20 protein-coding genes are annotated in these 17518 nt (G+C 63.1%); 11 read left to right on the plus strand and 9 right to left on the minus strand.

All coding sequences use genetic code 11. The features are described 5' to 3' along the window. From nrdR to FQ746_RS15075, 6 genes are all read left to right on the plus strand, one after another. Complete coding sequence (gene nrdR / locus FQ746_RS15050; RefSeq protein ID WP_144110161.1) at positions 1-483, plus strand: transcriptional regulator NrdR; 483 nt, start codon at positions 1-3, stop codon at positions 481-483. A 253-nt stretch (positions 484-736) separates the two neighbouring features. Then, complete coding sequence (locus tag FQ746_RS15055) at positions 737-1297, plus strand: GspH/FimT family pseudopilin (protein ID WP_144110162.1); 561 nt, start codon at positions 737-739, stop codon at positions 1295-1297. After that, positions 1294-1749: a hypothetical protein gene (locus FQ746_RS15060; RefSeq protein ID WP_144110163.1), complete on the plus strand. Its 456-nt coding sequence runs from the start codon at positions 1294-1296 to the stop codon at positions 1747-1749. Before FQ746_RS15055 ends, FQ746_RS15060 begins: the two co-directional genes overlap by 4 nt. Further along, the gene (locus tag FQ746_RS15065) at positions 1746-2555 is read left to right on the plus strand and encodes a PilW family protein (RefSeq protein WP_144110164.1); all 810 of its coding nucleotides are present in this window, start codon (positions 1746-1748) and stop codon (positions 2553-2555) included. The genes FQ746_RS15060 and FQ746_RS15065 overlap by 4 nt, the downstream gene beginning before the upstream one ends. 122 nt (positions 2556-2677) lie before the next feature. Then, entirely contained in the window at positions 2678-3148 is a 471-nt protein-coding gene (locus FQ746_RS15070) for a pilus assembly protein (RefSeq protein WP_144110165.1), read from the plus strand. Positions 3149-3157: 9 nt separating this feature from the next. Then, positions 3158-3604 (plus strand): type IV pilin protein, encoded by a 447-nt coding sequence (locus FQ746_RS15075; protein WP_144110166.1) that lies wholly within the window; start codon positions 3158-3160, stop codon positions 3602-3604. A 76-nt stretch (positions 3605-3680) separates the two neighbouring features. Here FQ746_RS15075 and FQ746_RS15080 read toward each other — a convergent pair whose 3' ends face one another. From FQ746_RS15080 to FQ746_RS15090, 3 genes are all read right to left on the minus strand, one after another. Next, positions 3681-4142: a DUF3318 domain-containing protein gene (locus FQ746_RS15080; RefSeq protein WP_144110167.1), complete on the minus strand. Its 462-nt coding sequence runs from the start codon at positions 4140-4142 to the stop codon at positions 3681-3683. A gap of 37 nt (positions 4143-4179) precedes the next feature. Then, on the minus strand, positions 4180-4566 hold the full coding sequence (locus FQ746_RS15085) for a phage holin family protein (RefSeq protein ID WP_144110168.1): 387 nt from the start codon (positions 4564-4566) through the stop codon (positions 4180-4182). 142 nt (positions 4567-4708) lie between these two features. Then, positions 4709-5011, minus strand: coding sequence for a YqjD family protein (locus FQ746_RS15090; RefSeq protein WP_007179108.1), 303 nt, complete (start codon positions 5009-5011; stop codon positions 4709-4711). Between the two features lie 343 nt (positions 5012-5354). Here FQ746_RS15090 and FQ746_RS15095 point away from each other — a divergent pair, with 343 nt between their 5' ends. Beyond that, the gene (locus tag FQ746_RS15095; RefSeq protein WP_144110169.1) at positions 5355-5993 is read left to right on the plus strand and encodes a peroxiredoxin; all 639 of its coding nucleotides are present in this window, start codon (positions 5355-5357) and stop codon (positions 5991-5993) included. 94 nt (positions 5994-6087) lie between these two features. On the opposite strand, the gene FQ746_RS15100 is transcribed toward FQ746_RS15095, so the two are convergent. Continuing rightward, on the minus strand, positions 6088-7278 hold the full coding sequence (locus tag FQ746_RS15100) for an acyl-CoA dehydrogenase (RefSeq protein WP_144110170.1): 1191 nt from the start codon (positions 7276-7278) through the stop codon (positions 6088-6090). A 104-nt stretch (positions 7279-7382) separates the two neighbouring features. Here FQ746_RS15100 and FQ746_RS15105 point away from each other — a divergent pair, with 104 nt between their 5' ends. Further along, on the plus strand, positions 7383-8168 hold the full coding sequence (locus FQ746_RS15105) for an IclR family transcriptional regulator (protein ID WP_144110171.1): 786 nt from the start codon (positions 7383-7385) through the stop codon (positions 8166-8168). A gap of 57 nt (positions 8169-8225) precedes the next feature. On the opposite strand, the gene FQ746_RS15110 is transcribed toward FQ746_RS15105, so the two are convergent. Further along, positions 8226-9059, minus strand: coding sequence for an EAL domain-containing protein (locus FQ746_RS15110; protein ID WP_144110212.1), 834 nt, complete (start codon positions 9057-9059; stop codon positions 8226-8228). A gap of 294 nt (positions 9060-9353) precedes the next feature. Between FQ746_RS15110 and FQ746_RS15115 the strand changes: the two genes are divergently transcribed. From FQ746_RS15115 to fahA, 3 genes are all read left to right on the plus strand, one after another. Continuing rightward, entirely contained in the window at positions 9354-10721 is a 1368-nt protein-coding gene (locus tag FQ746_RS15115) for an MFS transporter (protein WP_144110172.1), read from the plus strand. Between the two features lie 93 nt (positions 10722-10814). Beyond that, on the plus strand, positions 10815-12161 hold the full coding sequence (gene hmgA, locus FQ746_RS15120) for a homogentisate 1,2-dioxygenase (RefSeq protein WP_144110173.1): 1347 nt from the start codon (positions 10815-10817) through the stop codon (positions 12159-12161). Next, the gene (gene fahA, locus FQ746_RS15125) at positions 12158-13471 is read left to right on the plus strand and encodes a fumarylacetoacetase (protein WP_144110174.1); all 1314 of its coding nucleotides are present in this window, start codon (positions 12158-12160) and stop codon (positions 13469-13471) included. Before hmgA ends, fahA begins: the two co-directional genes overlap by 4 nt. A gap of 73 nt (positions 13472-13544) precedes the next feature. Here fahA and FQ746_RS15130 read toward each other — a convergent pair whose 3' ends face one another. From FQ746_RS15130 to FQ746_RS15145, 4 genes are all read right to left on the minus strand, one after another. Further along, positions 13545-14477: a PLP-dependent cysteine synthase family protein gene (locus FQ746_RS15130; RefSeq protein ID WP_260854061.1), complete on the minus strand. Its 933-nt coding sequence runs from the start codon at positions 14475-14477 to the stop codon at positions 13545-13547. Beyond that, positions 14474-15733, minus strand: coding sequence for an MFS transporter (locus FQ746_RS15135; RefSeq protein WP_260854062.1), 1260 nt, complete (start codon positions 15731-15733; stop codon positions 14474-14476). The genes FQ746_RS15130 and FQ746_RS15135 overlap by 4 nt, the downstream gene beginning before the upstream one ends. Beyond that, positions 15730-16494: an alanyl-tRNA editing protein gene (locus FQ746_RS15140; RefSeq protein ID WP_186310741.1), complete on the minus strand. Its 765-nt coding sequence runs from the start codon at positions 16492-16494 to the stop codon at positions 15730-15732. Before FQ746_RS15140 ends, FQ746_RS15135 begins: the two co-directional genes overlap by 4 nt. A gap of 83 nt (positions 16495-16577) precedes the next feature. Continuing rightward, entirely contained in the window at positions 16578-17432 is an 855-nt protein-coding gene (locus tag FQ746_RS15145; RefSeq protein WP_260854063.1) for a serine O-acetyltransferase, read from the minus strand. Positions 17433-17518 lie beyond the last annotated feature (86 nt).

Genomic DNA, 17518 nt, shown 5'->3' on the forward strand with positions numbered 1-17518 from the left:
ATGCATTGCCCCTTCTGCCGCCACGCCGATACGCAGGTTGTCGATTCCCGCGTATCGGAAGACGGCGCGACGATTCGCCGGCGCCGCCGCTGCCCGGCCTGCGACAAGCGTTTCACGACGTATGAGCGGGTCGAGCTGGCGTTGCCGTCGGTCGTCAAGAAAGATGGCAGCCGGACTGAATTCGACCGCCGCAAGATTGTCGCGAGCATGCAACTGGCGCTGCGCAAGCGCCCGGTTGCAGCAGACGCAATCGACGCGGCCGTTGCCCGCATCGAGTACCAGTTGCTCGGTAGCGGCGAGCGCGAGGTGCAGAGCGAGCGCCTCGGCGAACTCGTGATGAACGAATTGCGCGCGCTCGACACCATCGCTTATGTCCGTTTTGCTTCGGTCTACCGGCGTTTCGAAGACGTCTCTGAATTCGAAGATGTGATCGAAGAATTCCGCCGCGCTTCTTCGCCTCCCAAGCCGCCGCGCAAGCGTTGATTCCGGCCGGCCTGTGCGCCGCCCTTCGCGCCGCGCTCTGTACTGCGCTTTCCGCCGCATCTTACGCAGCGCCCGAGTCGCTTTTTTCGACCGGGTTGCTTCGCGCATTCTCATCGCCTGCTCCTCGTATTGATCTTCGCGTGCATTTTTGCGCGGGATAGCGTCTGAGTGCCACCTGGCCATTCGGCTGATTGTTGCGGCGTTCGCGAGTCGCTAGATTGGCGAACATTCTTCGCGACGATCAGGGATGCCAATGAAATTCAGTTCGATCTGCTGGCGGCAAGGCCGCGGCTTCACGCTTGTCGAAACGTTGTGCGTGATCGCGCTCATTGGCGTGATGGCCGTCATGGCGACGCCGTCGTTCGTGGCGTGGCGTATGCGCGATCAGGTGGATGCCCGGGCCCGGACGCTTGCCGCTACGCTCGTCTATGCGCGCAGCGAAGCATTGCGACGTGGCGCACGGGTAACGGTTTGCCGGACCGACGCGGCGCGGCATTGTCTTGCCGCGGGACAGAGCTGTGGCGACGGCGTCGCCGACTGGTCGTGCGGCTGGGCCGTGCTGGCGGAGCGGGGCGGCAAGTCGTCCGTGCTGCGCGCGCAACCTTTGCTCGCTGCGGTGAGCATCAGTGGAACCCAGACCAACCTGACCTTCACGCCGCCGGCCGGACAATTGATCGGCACGTTTCGCAGCTTCGAGATCGCGCCGCGCACGTCTTCGAGACTCACTCAGGGAGACCGGTGGCGCCGTTGTATCCACATTGCGGCGGGCGGCCGGGCGCGCATGGTCGAAGGTGCATGTGGAGCGTCGTCATGAGCCACGTTCTTCGGGAGACGAGCGGCAAACGCAAGGGCGCCGGGGATAGCGGTAGCTCCCTGATCGAAGTCATGCTGGCCGTCGCGTTAATGGCTGTCACGGCGCTAGGCCTGATCGCAGCCCAGTTGTGGACCGCTCGCGAGGCTCGCGCGACGGCATTGCGCGAGCACGCGGCATGGGTCGCCGATTCCGTGGCGGAGACACTGTGCGGAGCCTGTCCGTTATCGGCAGGCGAAGCTGCGATGCGGCAATGGAGCGCCCGGGCATCGACGCTGTTGCCGCATGCCGAGGTGACGGTCGTGGAAAGCGGCGGCGTATCCGCGGCGCGCGTGACCTGGCTATCGGTGCGTGACATGCCGCGTACGAACGAACTCATCGACAAACCGGAATCGTGCGGTGGCGCCGACGTTCCGTCCGGGTTCTCATGCGTTGCACTGGCGTTTGCGAAATGAGTCGCCGTCAAGACACCGTCCGTGGCCATACGCTGATCGAATTCGTCATCGCGATGGCGCTCGGTCTGATCGTGACAGCGGGCGTGATCGCGCTCTACAGATCGCAGCGCGCGGCGTTCGATCACGCCGGCGACGCCATGCGGATTCGTGAGGCCGGTCTGACCTCGCTGATGCTGATCGGTCAGCAATTGCAGATGGCGGGCTTCGTGCCAGCGGATGTCATGGGCTACGCGGCGCCGGCCGGTTTGTTCGGCTGTTCGGGCGGCCGTCCCACCGGCGCCGACGATAGTCCCGGCTGCGAAGCATTGGTCGGACGCTCGGATGGCGTCGTCGTCCGCTACGTCGGCGACGTGATCTCGACCTGGCCGTCGGCGAGTGGGCAGGCCACCGACTGTCTCGGTCAGGTGATTACGGCAAGTAACGCCGCGCTCGGCGCGCAAGGGGTACCGGTCGTCAATCGGTTTTTCGCGCGGGCGAGTGGCTCGACCGGCGAGCCCGAACTCTATTGCGAAGGCAACGGCAAGGCGGGCTCGGCGCAACCGTTGGTGGAGGGCGTCGAGCGGGTTCGACTGAAATACTGGGTGAGCGGTGCGGGTGGCGCGCTCGAGGCATCCGCGGTGCCGACCGATCGATGGGCGAAGGTCGTCGCGGTCGACGTGTGCGTGCTCGTGCGTGGCGCGCCAGCGGGGCAGCGCAGCCGTTATGTCGATTGCGATGGAGTCAGCGGACTCGGCGCCGATTATCGGGCCCGGCAGGCGTTCTCGCGACGTGTGGCAATACGCAATCAGACGGAAAACGCGCTATGACGGTCGGATATACCAGGTGCAGCCGCGCAGAGGGCAGGTTCAGGCCATCGCGTCCGTGGCCCGACCACGCAAAACGCAGCGGCGGCGGTGCCAAAAAAACAGGCAAGCGCAGCAAGGGCGCCGTGCTGCCGATCGTCCTGCTGATTTCCGCGATGCTGTTGGCAACGACTGCGGCCTGGTTCGAAACCACGATAGCGGCTGCGCGCGCAGCGGCCAATGTGCGCGACTATCTGCAAGCGTTTCAGGCGGCGGATTCGGCGTTGACTTCGTGCGCGCGCCGAGTCATCGCATCGGAAGAGTCGAGCGGAACGTTGCCGATTGCTGCAGGCGAGCCTCAGCAGTGGAAGCTCGAAGCGGCATTCGAGGCGGGCGCGACCACATTCGTCACGCAATGGCCAGGCTCGCGGCGCGCGCCGCAGTGCCTGATCGAAGCGTGGAGGCCGGCCAGCCGGGCCGATGTCCGCGCCTATCTGCTTACCGCGCGCGGCATGGGGCGCACGCAGGAGTCGCAAGTCTGGTTGCAGATGCAACTGGTCGTTCAGGGCGGCAAAGTCGAGCGCCATTGGCGGCGTGTGGCCGCACGGCCGTTCTGAGGAGATGCAATGTCCAGTCTTCGCATCCGCGCATTCACGCTGCTGGAGTTAATAATCGTGCTGGCCATCGCCGCCACACTCGCGGTTTTTGCCGTGCCGTCGTACCGGAGTCATATCGCGAGAAGCTACCGTATCGACGCATCGTCAGCGCTGTATCGGGCGGCCCAATTCGTGGAAGGTGCGACCGGCGACGCTATGCCGGCATTGCCGCCGGGTTTCGACCAGGCGCCGCAGTCCGGCACACCGGTCTACCGTCTGCGAGTGCTGGCCGGGGACGACTCGAACGGCGGCTACGCAATAGAGGCAACGCCGAGCGATTCAGGTCCGATGCGCGATGACCCATGCGGCGTATTCACGCTGGACGCGACGGGGCAACGTACGAATAGAAGTGGGGGAGGTAATGCAAATGCGGCGGATACGGCACCCGTGCGCGCCGATTGCTGGAACACGAAGTGAGGCTCAATGAAGCCGGAAAGCAAGACTCAACGAGCGGAAGCAAACACCGATGCCTCGCTAAACGCAATCCATGGACTCAACCTTCACCATTCGAAGCGCGCTCGTTTTTCATCTGTTGCCAGATCCGATACGCTTCCCATCCGACAAGCCCGAGGCCGCCCCATTTGAGAGCAGGTTTTGCACCGGCAGCGACGCTTGCGCGCAGCGGTTTGGCGAGAAGCATCGAGGCGATCGAACTGATCAGCGGGTATTGCTTGAGCAGCGTACCGATGGTGCCTGCATTGAACACATTGTTGCCGCCCTTCGGCCCACTGCCTCCTACGCGCATGCCGCCCATACCGGGCACGATCATCTTGAGCCAGCTGAAGTGGGTCACGGCCTCGCGCAGGTCGGTGGTCGCCTGAGCAAGCTCCATGCGCTCGACGTCCGCGCGCACTAGCAGCAATTCCTTGCGCAGTGCGCGCAGGTGCGGGGCGCTCAGATCTTTGGCCTGGCGACGTTTGTTGCGAAACGCGGTATCGGATTGGCTGGAGCTCATGGCGGGTAGGCAGCGGTGAAAGTGTGGAGCGGTTCGATCAAGGCTTGCGAAACGTATCGCGGTCCTTCTCGAACTCGGCAATGGTGGCTTCGAACACCATCGGTGCGTTGCGCAGGCCGCTGCGCGCTTTCAGCGCGCAGGCTATGCCCGCAATCGCGTAGACAGCCGTAATGCCGGCGAGCGCCTGCCACCGGTACGTGTCCCAGAAGGCGATCGCGATGAGTACGGTTAGCGAGATCAGGGCCATCGTGGCGAGCATCATCGCGGCGAGGCCGAGAAACAGTACGCCGATCAGCCGATCTTTCTCTTCGGCGAGCTCGATGCCCACCAGTTCAAGCCGCGTCTGCAATATCGCAAACACGGAGCCGATGATGCGGCGCAGCGGGCTGTGTTCTCCGCGCGGCGGTTGTTTGTCGATCGTCATAACTGTGGGCGTTGCGCGTGAGGGCCGAACCGGCGCGCGCGGACGGGCGCGCCAAGATGAGCAGACCCGCCGGAGATGCGCCGGTCGGCTCGAGTCACCGGACTGCCGAGCCGCGAGGTCCGGCGATGTCCGGCGTTACCGCTTACTTGCGGTTGATCAACAGGCCAAGCAGCACGCCTGCGCCGGCAGCAATGCCGATAGATGCCCACGGATGCTCATGCACGTAATCGTCCGTCGCACGGGCGGCTTTCTTGCCTTTTTCGACCACGACGACCTGCACGTCGGCGGCTTTTTCCTTCGCCTGTTTCAGACGCGTGAGCGCCGTTTCACGCAGTTCCGAAGCACGCTCGCCAGTGGCGCTCGCGGCCTGTTTCAGCAGATCTTCTGCGTCCGCGAGGACGGTTTTGATATCCGACATCAATCTCTCCTTGTTGATTTCCGACATTGACAGCTCCCCTTCGTCTCACGCCACGTGAATCCTAACCAAACTAAAGGTTGCTGGCGAGCGTGGGGTCCGGTGGATTCAAGCAGACGCACGAACCGTTCCCGGCAAAGAGAGAAGCCTTGCAAGCGCGATCGCCCGCAACTCGAAGCAGGAAATCTTTGCCTGAGATGGAGTTGATCTGTCCCGCAAAGTTTCCACTAAATCGGTGAAAATTACAAAAACGCATAAAGTAGTGACGCGATGTTCGTTCGTCACGCCATGCCGTTGCCGTATGCTTTATCGTTGCAGGCGCTGCGAGGAGACTGCCCGCGCAGAAAGTTTCGAACCCTAAGGAGGATGCATCATGAGTTTACGTCTTGGCGATATCGCACCCGATTTCGAGCAGGAGTCGAGTGTCGGTCGGATCAAATTCCATGAATGGCTAGGCGATAGCTGGGGCGTGCTGTTCTCGCATCCGGCGGACTTCACGCCGGTCTGCACGACCGAACTCGGTCTGACTGCCAAACTCGCCGACGAATTTGCGCAACGTAATGTCAAAACCATCGCTCTGTCGGTCGACAGCGCCGAGTCGCACAAAGAGTGGATCAAGGACATCAACGAGACTCAAGCCGCCAACGTCGGTTTCCCGATTCTCGCCGACGGCGACCGCAAGGTAGCCGAGCTATACGACATGATTCACCCGAACGCGAACGAAACGCTCACCGTGCGTTCGCTGTTCGTGATCGATCCGAAAAAGAAGGTGCGGCTGATCATCACGTACCCGGCCAGCACCGGTCGTAACTTCGACGAAGTGCTGCGAGTGATCGACTCGCTGCAACTCACGGACAGTCACTCGGTCGCCACGCCCGGCAACTGGAAGCAGGGCGACGACGTGGTGATCGTGCCGTCGCTGAAGGACGAGGAAGTGATCAGGCAGAAATTCCCGAAGGGTTATAAGGCGTTGCGCCCGTATCTGCGTCTGACGCCGCAGCCGAACAAGTAAGCGGGCAACGGACGTCACGCACGTGCCGATCGCCGCTCCAAAAAAAGGCCGGTTCGATTCGAACCGGCCTTTTTCAATTTAAGCGGACTTCGCGTCAGAAAAACGCCTGAATCCCCGTCTGCGCGCGCCCGAGAATCAGCGCGTGAATATCGTGCGTGCCTTCGTACGTGTTCACGACTTCCAGGTTCACCAGATGCCGGGCAATACCGAACTCGTCCGAAATACCGTTGCCGCCCAGCATGTCCCGCGCGAGTCGCGCGATATCGAGCGCCTTGCCGCATGAATTGCGCTTCATGATCGACGTGATTTCGACGGCGGCCGTGCCTTCGTCTTTCATGCGACCGAGGCGCAGCACGCCTTGCAAGCCGAGCGTGATTTCGGTCTGCATATCGGCCAGTTTTTTCTGGATCAACTGATTCGCGGCGAGCGGCCGGCCGAACTGTTTGCGATCCAGTACGTACTGACGGGCCGTATGCCAGCATGCTTCAGCCGCGCCCAGCGCGCCCCACGCAATGCCATAGCGCGCCGAGTTCAGGCAGGTGAACGGACCGCGCAGGCCGCTGACGTCGGGGAAGCGGTTCTCTTCCGGCACGAACACTTCGTCCAGCACGATCTCGCCGGTGATCGACGCACGCAGACCCACCTTGCTATGAATGGTGGGCGCGGACAGACCCTTCCAGCCCTTCTCCAGAATGAAGCCGCGAATCGAGTCGCGGCCGTCTTCCTCGAGCTTTGCCCAAACGACGAACACGTCGGCGATCGGCGAATTGGTAATCCACATTTTCGAGCCCGACAGCGAATAGCCGCCGTCGACTTTCTTCGCCCGCGTCACCATGCTGCCCGGATCCGAACCGTGGTTCGGCTCGGTCAGACCGAAACAGCCGATCCATTCGCCGGTGGCCAGCTTGGGCAGATACTTCTGCTTTTGCGCTTCCGAACCGAATTCGTTGATCGGCACCATGACCAGCGACGACTGCACCGACATCATCGACCGGTAACCCGAATCGACGCGCTCCACTTCCCGCGCGATCAGACCATAGGCGACGTAGTTCAGACCCGGGCCGCCGTACTGCTCGGGAATCGTCGGGCCGAGCAGACCGAGCTCACCCATCTCGCGAAAAATTTCGATGTCGGTTTTTTCATGACGGAACGCTTCGAGCACGCGCGGTTGCAGCTTGTCCTGCGAGTAGGCCGCGGCGGCGTCGCGCACCATGCGTTCGTCTTCGGTCAGCTGCTGATCCAGCAGCAACGGGTCTTCCCAATGAAACTGCGCGGCCTCGGCCATGACTGATCTCCTGATTCCTTGCTTGAATTAAGTGCGACTGCGCTTGACGTGAGTTCCGCTATGCGAAACAATGTTTTGCAAATCACGCCCGAGTGTATCACCCCATGCCGACTGCTTCCACTCCCTCCGAGCCGCTCGACGAGCGCAAATTCGTCGTCGCGCTGGCGCGCGGCCTCGACTTGCTGCGGGCATTCAAGCCGGGCGAGACCTTGCTCGGCAACCGCGATTTCGTCGAACGCACGGGTTTGCCGAAGGCGACCGTCAATCGTCTCGCCTATACGCTGACCGTGCTGGGTTACCTGCGGCTCGACGAATCGCTCGGCAAATATGCGCTCGACGCGGGCGTACTGTCGCTGGGTTTCGCGCTGCTGTCCGGCACCGACACGCTCGAACTGGCGCGCCCGCATCTGCGCACGTTTGCGCGCGAGGTCGGCGCGGCGGTGTCGCTCGGTTGCCGCGACGGGCTGGACATGATTTATCTGGAAACGATCCGCAGCGAGACCGCGTTGACGCTCGGGCTCGCGTCGGGTTCGAAACTGTCGATGCTGACGAGTTCGATGGGCCGCGCCTATCTGGCCGTTCAGCCCGAGGACGCACGCAAGGCCTTGCTGGCCGAGTTGCGTAAAGCGGCGGGCAAGCACGCAGCGTTGCAGGTGGCCGAAGCGGAAAAAGAGATCGCCGCCTTCGCGACGGAGCGCTGTTGCTATTCGTTTCGCGCGTGGCACGACGATGTGAACGCGGTCGCCGTGCCGTTTCGCGAGCCGCGCGAAGGGCGCTGGCTGGTACTTAGTTGCAGCGGGCCGGCTTCGTCGATGGGCGAGGCCGTGTTCCGCGACAGCGTCGCGCCCCGGTTGAAGGCACTGGCGCGGCGCCTTGGAGATGCCGGCTGACCTTGCGCTTCGGACTTAAACCTTAAACCTCAAGTCTCAAACCTCAAGCCTCAAACCTCAAGCCGGCCGCTCATGATAATGAGCCGTGAACAAAGGCCCCTGCACAAAACGCACGTCGTATTGCTGAAGCGCGACGAACTGCGACTCATCCGCCACGCCATTGAAAATCAGCGGAATCCGCAACCGGCTCGCATAGCCGACTAGCGGCTTCACCATCGCATCGCGCAACGCAATGCCCGCATCCATCTTGATGAAATCGAGCCGCGCGGTTTCCGACACCGACAGGATCTGCCCCGCGTTCGACAGATTGCCCGCCACCTTGAAGCCGTAGCGCTGATAGCTCGTGGTCAGATAGCCGAGAAAGGTTTTATGGGCGACGGCCGCGGCCGGCAACTCGATCACCACCCGCGCCGGGTTCAGCCCGAACGACACGAGCACGGTCGAGAAATGCTTTCCGTGGTCGTATTTGACGCTCTTGAGCAAACGCTCGTGCACGCGCAGGAACAGCAAGCCATGCCGTTGAGCGCCGAAGAAGTTGATCGCATGCAGCGCGCGGGACATGCGGTCGAGCGCGACCAGTTCGCGGTCGTCGGCGATACGCTCGAACGGATCGGCCACGTCGAACGGCGTCGCATCCGGCCGCTGCGTCACCGCCTGAAAGCCGAGTTCGTCGCCGAAGCGATCCACGCCCTCGGCGCCCGAAGTCAGCGATTGCGCGAGTGCATGCACGCTGATATCGAAGATGGGTTCATACGCACTGGCCAGTTCGATATCGCCGAATCGCGCGAGCGCCACGTCGCGATGCGCGCCGGTTCCCATGGCCAGATGTTCGCCGAGAAACGGATGATCGGCGGCACGGGCAATCAGATTGGGAATGGTCGGCGGAATCATGTAGGCGGATGGATTCGAAGAACGCGCGTCAGGCGCTGGACAACGCGGCGCAATGGCCGCATCCAGGGATGGTAGCAGTCCGCGATGCGCGGGCTTGGACAAAATGCTCATAACGTTATCGGCCGAACGTTTGTCCGCCGGGCTCTTCGGGCTGTCACACTGCTTCGCTTCGGGTTTACGTTAGTTTCACTATTCGAAATTGATTTTACAATGCGTAAATCTTGTGGGCCGCATACCTGCCGATACCAATACACCCGCTTCACCAGACAAGCCGTCGAGACCGAGGAGACCCCCGTGACAGCCAAACCGGCCGCCGCCAGCGCCAGCGCCAATGTGATCGAAGTCGAGCGCGTGCTCGGCGAAACGCATCACCCGGCATTCCAGTTGTTATTGCTCGCGCTATGCGGGTTGTGTCTGGTCATCGATGGTTTCGACGCTCAGGCCATGGGCTATGTCGCGCCGAGCGTGATCGGCGAGTGGCATGTGTCGAAGGCCGCGCTCGGCCCGGTGTTCAGCGCCAGTCTGTTCGGCATGTTGCTCGGCGCGCTGGGCCTGTCGGTGCTGGCCGACCGGATCGGCCGGCGCCCGGTGCTGATTGGCGCGACGTTTTTCTTTGCGTTGTCGATGCTCGTGACGCCGTTCGTCACGACGATTCCTACGTTGATCGGGCTGCGCTTCGTCACGGGCCTCGGGCTCGGCTGCATCATGCCGAACGCGATGGCGCTGGTCGGCGAATTCGCGACGCCCGCGCATCGCGTCAAGCGCATGATGCTGGTGTCGTGCGGCTATACGCTTGGCGCGGCGATCGGCGGCTTCGTCAGCGCCGCGCTGATTCCGGCTTACGGCTGGCGCGCGGTGTTCTGGGTCGGCGGCACGGTGCCGCTGCTGCTGGGCCTGGCGATGCTCGCGCTGCTGCCGGAGTCGCTGCAGTTTCTCGTGCTCAAAGGCCGTACCGACCGCGCGCTGAACTGGCTGCGCAAATTCAATCCGGCATTGCCGATCGATGCGGCCACGCGCCTCGTCGTGCGAGAAAAGGGCAATGGAGGCGCGCCGGTCGCTGAACTGTTCCGCGCCGGTCGCGGTCCGTTCACGCTAATTCTGTGGGCCATCAGCTTCATGAACCTGATCGATCTGTATTTCCTGTCGAACTGGCTGCCCACCGTGATGCGCGACGCGGGTTACTCGCCGGGCACCGCGGTGATCGTCGGCACGACGCTGCAGACCGGCGGCGTGATCGGCACGCTGCTGCTCGGGTGGTTCATCGAACGGTTTGGCTTCGTACGCGTGCTGTTCGTCTGTTTCGCCGCTGCGGCGGTGGCGGTCGGCACCATCGGCACGGTCGCGCATGCGTTGCCGTGGCTGCTGATCGCCGTATTCGCCGGCGGCTTCTGCGTGGTCGGCGGACAGCCGGCAGTCAACGCGCTCGCCGGACATGTTTATCCGACCACGCTGCGCTCGACCGGGATTGGCTGGAGCCTCGGCATCGGCCGCATCGGCTCGGTGATCGGGCCGCTGGTCGGCGGCCAGCTGATTGCGCTGAACTGGTCGAACGAGTCGCTGTTTCATGCAGCCGCGTTGCCGGTGCTGTGTTCCGCGCTGCTGGTGATACTGCTCGCCGGCACGACGCGTCAGCGAGGCCCGGCGACGACGCAAACCGTCTGACGCCGTCCGGACATCTGGTTAGAAGCCGCGACTCGAACCGGCGGCTCAAACCCGCGGCTGGAACACCGATCGATCATCCAAGGAGACCTTTATATGGTTGCCCTCACCAGAACACCGAACCTCGAGCGTTCACGGCTCGAGATCGAGCCGGGCTATCAATCCGGCTTTGGCAACGAATTCGCCACCGAGGCATTGCCGGGCGCGTTGCCGGAAGGTCGCAACTCGCCGCAACGCGTGGCCTATGGCCTGTATGCGGAACAACTGTCGGGCACGGCGTTCACCGCGCCGCGCGGCCACAACCGTCGCTCGTGGCTATACCGCATTCGCCCGGCCGCCGTGCATATGCCGTTCGAGTTGCTGCCTTCGGAGCGCCTGGTCGCCAACTTCGCGGAAGTCCCGCCGACGCCGCCGAACCAGTTGCGCTGGGACGCATTGCCGATGCCCGCCGAGCCGACCGATTTCGTCGACGGCTGGACCACGATGGCCGGCAACGGCTCGGCGGAGTCGATGAACGGTTGCGCGATCCATCTGTACGCGGCCAACAGTTCGATGAAGGACCGCTTCTTCTACAGCGCCGACGGCGAACTGCTGATCGTGCCGCAGGAAGGCCGCCTGCACATCGCCACCGAACTGGGCGTGCTCGACGTCGCGCCGTTCGAGATCGCGGTGATCCCGCGCGGCGTGCGCTTTGCCGTGAGCCTGCCGGACGGCCAGGCGCGCGGCTACATCTGCGAAAACTTCGGCGCGCTGTTGCGCTTGCCGGACCTGGGTCCGATTGGCTCGAACGGTCTTGCCAATCCGCGCGATTTCCTCACGCCGCAGGCCGCGTATGAAGACCGTGAAGGCGACTTCGAACTCGTCGCGAAGATGAACGGCAACCTGTGGCGCGCCGACATCGGCCATTCGCCACTCGACGTGGTCGCCTGGCACGGCAACTACGCACCGTACAAGTACGATCTGCGCCGCTTCAACACCATCGGTTCGATCAGCTTCGATCATCCGGATCCGTCGATCTTCCTCGTGCTGCAATCGCAGAGCGACACGCCGGGCGTCGATACGATCGACTTCGTGATTTTCCCGCCGCGCTGGCTCGCCGCCGAAGACACGTTCCGCCCGCCCTGGTTTCACCGCAACGTGGCGAGCGAGTTCATGGGACTCGTGCATGGCGTCTACGATGCGAAGGCCGAAGGCTTCGTGCCGGGCGGCGCGAGTCTGCATAACTGCATGTCGGGCCACGGCCCCGACGCGGATACCTTTGAAAAAGCCTCGAACGGCGATACCTCGACGCCGAAGAAAGTCGGCGACACGATGGCTTTCATGTTCGAAACCCGTACGCTGATCAAGCCGACCCGCTTCGCGCTCGAAACCGCGCAATTGCAGGCGCATTACTACGAGTGCTGGCAAGGTCTCACCAAACACTTCAACCCGGAGCAACGATGAGCGCATTGAGCGATCTTCAGGCGACGCTCGATCCGTCGCGCAAGAGCTGGGTCGAATCGGCCAACGATTCGACCAACGATTTTTCGATCCAGAACCTGCCGTTCGGCATTTTCAGCGACGCGAGCAACGCGGCGCGTCGCGTCGGCGTGGCGATCGGCGATGAGATCGTCGACCTGGCCGTTCTGCAGGCGGCGGGATTGTTGAAGGCTTCGGCATCTGCTTCCGCTCCCACCGATGTCTTCTCGCGCGACACGCTAAACGATTACATCGCGCTGGGCCGCGATGCATGGCGCAGCGTGCGCGTGCAACTCAGCAATCTGCTGGCCCGCGATACCGCAACTTTGCGCGACGACGCCGCGCTGCGCTCGAAAGCGCTCGTCAAGCAGGCCGGCGCGCAATTGCATCTGCCGCTGCAGATTCCGGGCTACACCGATTTCTACTCGTCGAAGGAACACGCGACCAATGTCGGCTCGATGTTCCGCGATCCGAAGAATGCGCTGCTGCCGAACTGGTCCGAGTTGCCGGTCGGTTATAACGGACGGGCCTCGTCGGTGGTCGTGAGCGGCACGCCGGTGCGCCGTCCCAACGGACAGTTGAAGTTGCCGGACCAGGAGCGCCCGGTATTCGGCGCGTGCCGCAAGCTGGATATCGAACTCGAAACGGGCTTCGTGATCGGCCGCGGCAACGAACTGGGCGAGCCGATCGCGTGCGCGGATGCCGAAGCACATATCTTCGGCATGGTGCTGCTGAACGACTGGAGCGCGCGCGATATCCAGCAATGGGAATACGTGCCGCTCGGTCCGTTCAACGCGAAGACTTTTGCGACCACGATCTCGCCGTGGATCGTGACGCTCGACGCACTGGAACCGTTCCGCGTCGCGCAACCGGCGCAGGATCCGCAGCCGCTGCCGTACTTGCGGCACGAAGGCGCGCATTCGTTCGACATCTCGCTGGAAGTGCGACTGCGTCCGCAAGCGGCTTCGAAGACGAGCACGATCGCGCTGACCAACTTCAAGTACATGTACTGGACGATGGCGCAGCAACTCGCTCACCACACGGTGTCGGGCTGCAATACGCGCGTGGGCGACCTGATGGGCTCGGGTACGATCAGCGGTCCGACAGAAGATTCGTTCGGCAGCCTGCTCGAAATCACCTGGAACGGCAAGAAGCCGCTGGAACTGCAGGAAGGCGGCACGCGCAGCTTCATTGAAGATGGCGACGAACTGACGCTCGCCGGATGGTGCCAGGGCGACGGCTACCGTGTGGGCTTCGGCACCTGCGTGGGCGAGATTCTGCCGGCCCGCCGTTAAAGCTTGTTGACGCAGTAGAAAGGCCGGCGCGGTTTTGCCGGCCTTTTTTGCATTGTCATTCTGCTGTGCGGGTTTAGCGCGCATACCAGAGACCATGGTCATACAGGATGGCGAGCACTTTCGCGTCCTCGGCCGCGCCCGGTGCGAGCGTGTTTGCGACCGCCAGACACGCGGCCGTCGTATTGCCCACCAGATAACCCGTGCTGCGCGCCAACGCTTTGCGCGTATCCAGCACGGCTTCGTAGTCGACCGTTCTGACGTCGTCGATCAGACTCCAGTCCAGAAACGGTGGCGCAACGCCAACCGCCATACCTTCCAGCTTGTGTTCAGTGAAGACGCCGCGGCGCGAGTCGCAGCCTTGCGGCTCGACCAGCACGACTTCCACCGTATAACCCGCCGACTTCAATGCCTTCGCGATTCCAACCAGGCTCGCGCCGGTGCCCGCGCACGCAACGAATGTCAGTTTCTTGACGCGCGGCCAGGCCTGGAGTTGTGCGACGATTTCCGGACCGGTCTCCAGTTCATGCGCGGCGACGCTCGCGGCATTGCGAAACTGGTCGGTGTAGAAATAGCTGCGCTGCAATTCCTGCTGGTTTTGCAGATGCCATTCCACGACCTCGCGCGGCGACGCGCCGCGTTCCAGCATCTCGAGGCCGATCAGCCGCGCGCCGAACAATTCGAGGCAGCGGCGTTTGACGGGACTGAAGCTCAAACCCACCGCGAGTTCGACGGGGACATCGTGCGCCCGGCACGCAATCGCCAGGCCGAAGCCAAAGTTGCCGCCCGTTTTTTCGATGACGGTGGTGTGTCCCGGCACGATCTCGCCGCTGTCGAGCCCGCTTCTCACGATAAAGCGCGCAGCCCGGACTTTGTGACTGCCGCCCGCGTTGTCGCCTTCGAACTTGAGCAGCATGCCGGGTTGTACTTCGCGGAGTGGCGTAATCGTGTCGCCCTGAATCTCGAACGCGGGCGAGGCGTCATGTCTATCCATTAAAGCGGGCGTCATGATCCCAACGCCTCCCGAACCGGTTTGCGGTTTTCGCGCAGACCTGCCCACGTCATGCCCGCCGCGACGACGCACAGCGCCAGACAGGCGAGATTGGTGTTGCGCCAGCCGATCGCGGCTTGCAGTATGGCCGGGGCGAACGCGCCGATGGTCGCGCAGATCGCGATGATGCAGTCGTTGATGCCTTGCAGACGATGGCGGTCGGCGTCGGTCAACGTGCTGGCGAGCAGTGCACCGCCGCCGACATAACCGAAGTTCCAGCCGACCCCGAGCAGGATCAGGCCGACGACGACCGTTTCGAAGCCGGTGCCCCATGCGCCCAACGCCGCCGATGCGGCCAGCAGCACATAACCGGCCATCAGCGTGTTGCGATGACCCGCGCGGACCAGAATCGCGCCGGTCACGAACGACGGCGCGAACATCGCGACGACATGCCCCTGAATCGCCATCGAACTGCTGTCGAACGATACGCACATCGATTCCATCAGCAACGACGCCTGAACCATCAGCATGTTCATGATGAGATAGCTCAGCGCGGACGCGATGACGGCGACGGTCACAGGGGCCTGTCGCGTGGCCACGCCGTCTACGCCTGACGAAGCGGCAGCCTTCAAGCTGGAGAAACCGGAAGCAGTCGCCGTACTTACCCCAGCCGGCTTCCAGAGCCCCATCAGTCCGATCGTCGCCAGCCCGAGCAGCACGAACGATGCATAGCACAAGGAAAATGCTGCAAAGCCCGCGACGTCCTTGAGTCCCATCGACATGAGCGGGCCCGTGATAGCCGCGACGACGCCGCCTCCCACCACGAACGACAGGCCCTTCGCGCGCAGATCCGGCGCGAGGCCGTCGACGGCAGCGAAGCGATAGAAGTTGGCGAATGCGACATATACGCCGAGCAGCGCGTGCGCGACGATCAATTGCGTGAAGCTGGCGCGCGCGATCGCGTCGTAGCCGATGCAGCCCGCCGCCATCAGACAGAGTGCGCCGATCAGGAAGCCCGGCTTGCGGCCGCGACGACGCATGAAGCTGGCCGCCGGATACGTGGCAATGGCGACCGCCGCGAACTGCACGCCGTAGGGAACCGTGGCCCACGCCTGGCTCGGGGCCAGCTTGCCGCCCACCAATGCGGCGATCGTGACGGACACCACGGCCGCGGTCAGGTTGATGGCCTGGCACAGCGAGAGCAGGTAAGTCGCACCGGGTAATTTGCCGGACTCCAACGACGCGTTGAGCGGAGAAAGCGGCGCGCCGGTCACGATGTCCCTCCGCCTGAATGACCAGGCTGCGGCCCTGCATGCCCGGTATGAAAAGGCGCAATGTCGAAAGCCGCCTGCTCGAACTGACACGACAGCCGTTCCTTGCCGGCGCCCATGCTTTTACGGCGCACGGCGATACGGCCGATGGGCGCGGTATTGCCGATATGGGTGCCCCCGCAAGGCATGGTGTGAGCCTCGCACTCCCAGTAGCGCGCGTCGATATGCTCGGGATGTGCATACGTGAGCACCGCGTTGCCTCGTGCGACGAACTCGTTCGCTATCTGCTCGACGGCCCGCACCTCGTCCAGCGAGAAGCGCTGCTCGACGCCGAAATCGAAGCGCGCGCCGTCGGGCCGGATATGACAGCCGAGCGTCCAGTCGATAGCGTCGGGGCGAACTTGCGCGACCCCGAGATAAAGCAGATGCGATGCGGTGTGACTCAACGACAGTTGCGCGCGACGGAGCACGTCGATACTGATCTGAACTTCGTCGCCGGTTTTCAACCCGGCGAGCAAAGGCACGTCGTCGGGATGAACGACATGTTCGATCACCCCGTCGAGTTGAATGTCCGGAAAGCCTGGGATAGTCGCTCGCTTGCCGTACATCTTGCGCGCGTGGATAAATCGGATCGATTCGCCGCTCACAAGCTCGAGTGTGCCGACGTCCGCTTCCTGGCCGCCGCCTTCGGGGTAGGCGACGGTTGCGGCCAGCTCGACGTAATCGCTGCCGACTTTCGTCACGGTGGAGCTGGTTTGGTACAAAAAAGCGTCCGAGTAATAAAGCCGCTCGGTACAACGGGAAATGGACAGCATGGTTGAAAGAACCTCGCGTTGAGCAGAGCGCCTTAAGCGCGGCAGCCGGCCGTGGCGGCGCGAACGACCTGGTTTTCGGATCGCAGCGTGACGACGGAATTGGCCGGAATGGTCTGGGTGACGCAGCAGTGCGTGCCGATGAACACGTCGTCGCCGATCAGGATGTTGCCGAACACGCGCGCGAAGGCGCCGACCTGCACGCGATTGCCGAGCGTGGGATGACGCCGCACCGATGGATTGCCCGCCATGCCTGCCGCGCCCAACGTGACGCCGCCGAGCAGATAGCAGTCGTCACCCAGCACGCTGGTCTCGCCGATCACCGTGCCCCAGCCGTGATCGAGCACGAAGCGCTTGCCGATCGTGCAGCGCGGATGGATTTCCGCGCCCGAGAGCAGCTTGCCGCGATTCGACACGAGCAACGCATACGACTCGAAGCCGTCCGCGCCGTGCGGGTCTGCATTCGCCATGGAGATCAAAGCGCTGGCCAGCCGGTAGTGGAGGATGGCCTTGTAGGACGTCGAGCCGGTGAGCGTGACGTTCCACGAGCCTTGTTGCGCGGGGTCTTTGACGACGAACGCCGTGAGGTCTTCATAGGCGTCGACGCAGGCAAGCGCGAAGCAGGGATGCGCGAAGATTCTGCGGGTGGCGGCGGGCGGCGCGCATTCCATGAGCGCGGCGCGCAGCAGGCTGGTGACGGCTAGAAGGGGTTCTGAACCGGAAGCGGTGCTGGACGGATCGACAGGACCGACAGGACCGACAGGACCGACAGGATCGACAGGATCGACAGGAAAATGCGCAGTGGTTGCCGCGAGGCCGGTGCGGTCACCACCCGTGATGAGCGATGCAGCAACGCTCGATTCGGATTGCGTAACTAGGACGTCTCTCATGACTTATAGGAATTTTTTAGATGAACATAGGATTACCTATCGATAAGTTTGCCTCATTCAATCGCCGCATTGGTGTGCGAAATTTC

It is taken from the genome of Paraburkholderia sp. BCC1886 (genome assembly GCF_900996245.1).
GTDB lineage: Bacteria > Pseudomonadota > Gammaproteobacteria > Burkholderiales > Burkholderiaceae > Paraburkholderia.

What these genes read in the sequence shown, in the direction of transcription:
- nrdR (WP_144110161.1), top strand. Translation starts at nt 1, where the DNA reads ATGCATTGCCCCTTCTGCCGCCACGCCGATACGCAGGTTGTCGATTCC.
- FQ746_RS15055 (WP_144110162.1), top strand. Translation starts at nt 737, where the DNA reads ATGAAATTCAGTTCGATCTGCTGGCGGCAAGGCCGCGGCTTCACGCTT.
- FQ746_RS15060 (WP_144110163.1), top strand. Translation starts at nt 1,294, where the DNA reads ATGAGCCACGTTCTTCGGGAGACGAGCGGCAAACGCAAGGGCGCCGGG.
- FQ746_RS15065 (WP_144110164.1), top strand. Translation starts at nt 1,746, where the DNA reads ATGAGTCGCCGTCAAGACACCGTCCGTGGCCATACGCTGATCGAATTC.
- FQ746_RS15075 (WP_144110166.1), top strand. Translation starts at nt 3,158, where the DNA reads ATGTCCAGTCTTCGCATCCGCGCATTCACGCTGCTGGAGTTAATAATC.
- FQ746_RS15080 (WP_144110167.1), bottom strand. Translation starts at nt 4,142, where the DNA reads ATGAGCTCCAGCCAATCCGATACCGCGTTTCGCAACAAACGTCGCCAG.
- FQ746_RS15085 (WP_144110168.1), bottom strand. Translation starts at nt 4,566, where the DNA reads ATGACGATCGACAAACAACCGCCGCGCGGAGAACACAGCCCGCTGCGC.
- FQ746_RS15090 (WP_007179108.1), bottom strand. Translation starts at nt 5,011, where the DNA reads ATGTCGGAAATCAACAAGGAGAGATTGATGTCGGATATCAAAACCGTC.
- FQ746_RS15095 (WP_144110169.1), top strand. Translation starts at nt 5,355, where the DNA reads ATGAGTTTACGTCTTGGCGATATCGCACCCGATTTCGAGCAGGAGTCG.
- FQ746_RS15100 (WP_144110170.1), bottom strand. Translation starts at nt 7,278, where the DNA reads ATGGCCGAGGCCGCGCAGTTTCATTGGGAAGACCCGTTGCTGCTGGAT.
- FQ746_RS15105 (WP_144110171.1), top strand. Translation starts at nt 7,383, where the DNA reads ATGCCGACTGCTTCCACTCCCTCCGAGCCGCTCGACGAGCGCAAATTC.
- FQ746_RS15110 (WP_144110212.1), bottom strand. Translation starts at nt 9,059, where the DNA reads ATGATTCCGCCGACCATTCCCAATCTGATTGCCCGTGCCGCCGATCAT.
- hmgA (WP_144110173.1), top strand. Translation starts at nt 10,815, where the DNA reads ATGGTTGCCCTCACCAGAACACCGAACCTCGAGCGTTCACGGCTCGAG.
- fahA (WP_144110174.1), top strand. Translation starts at nt 12,158, where the DNA reads ATGAGCGCATTGAGCGATCTTCAGGCGACGCTCGATCCGTCGCGCAAG.
- FQ746_RS15130 (WP_260854061.1), bottom strand. Translation starts at nt 14,477, where the DNA reads ATGACGCCCGCTTTAATGGATAGACATGACGCCTCGCCCGCGTTCGAG.
- FQ746_RS15145 (WP_260854063.1), bottom strand. Translation starts at nt 17,432, where the DNA reads ATGAGAGACGTCCTAGTTACGCAATCCGAATCGAGCGTTGCTGCATCG.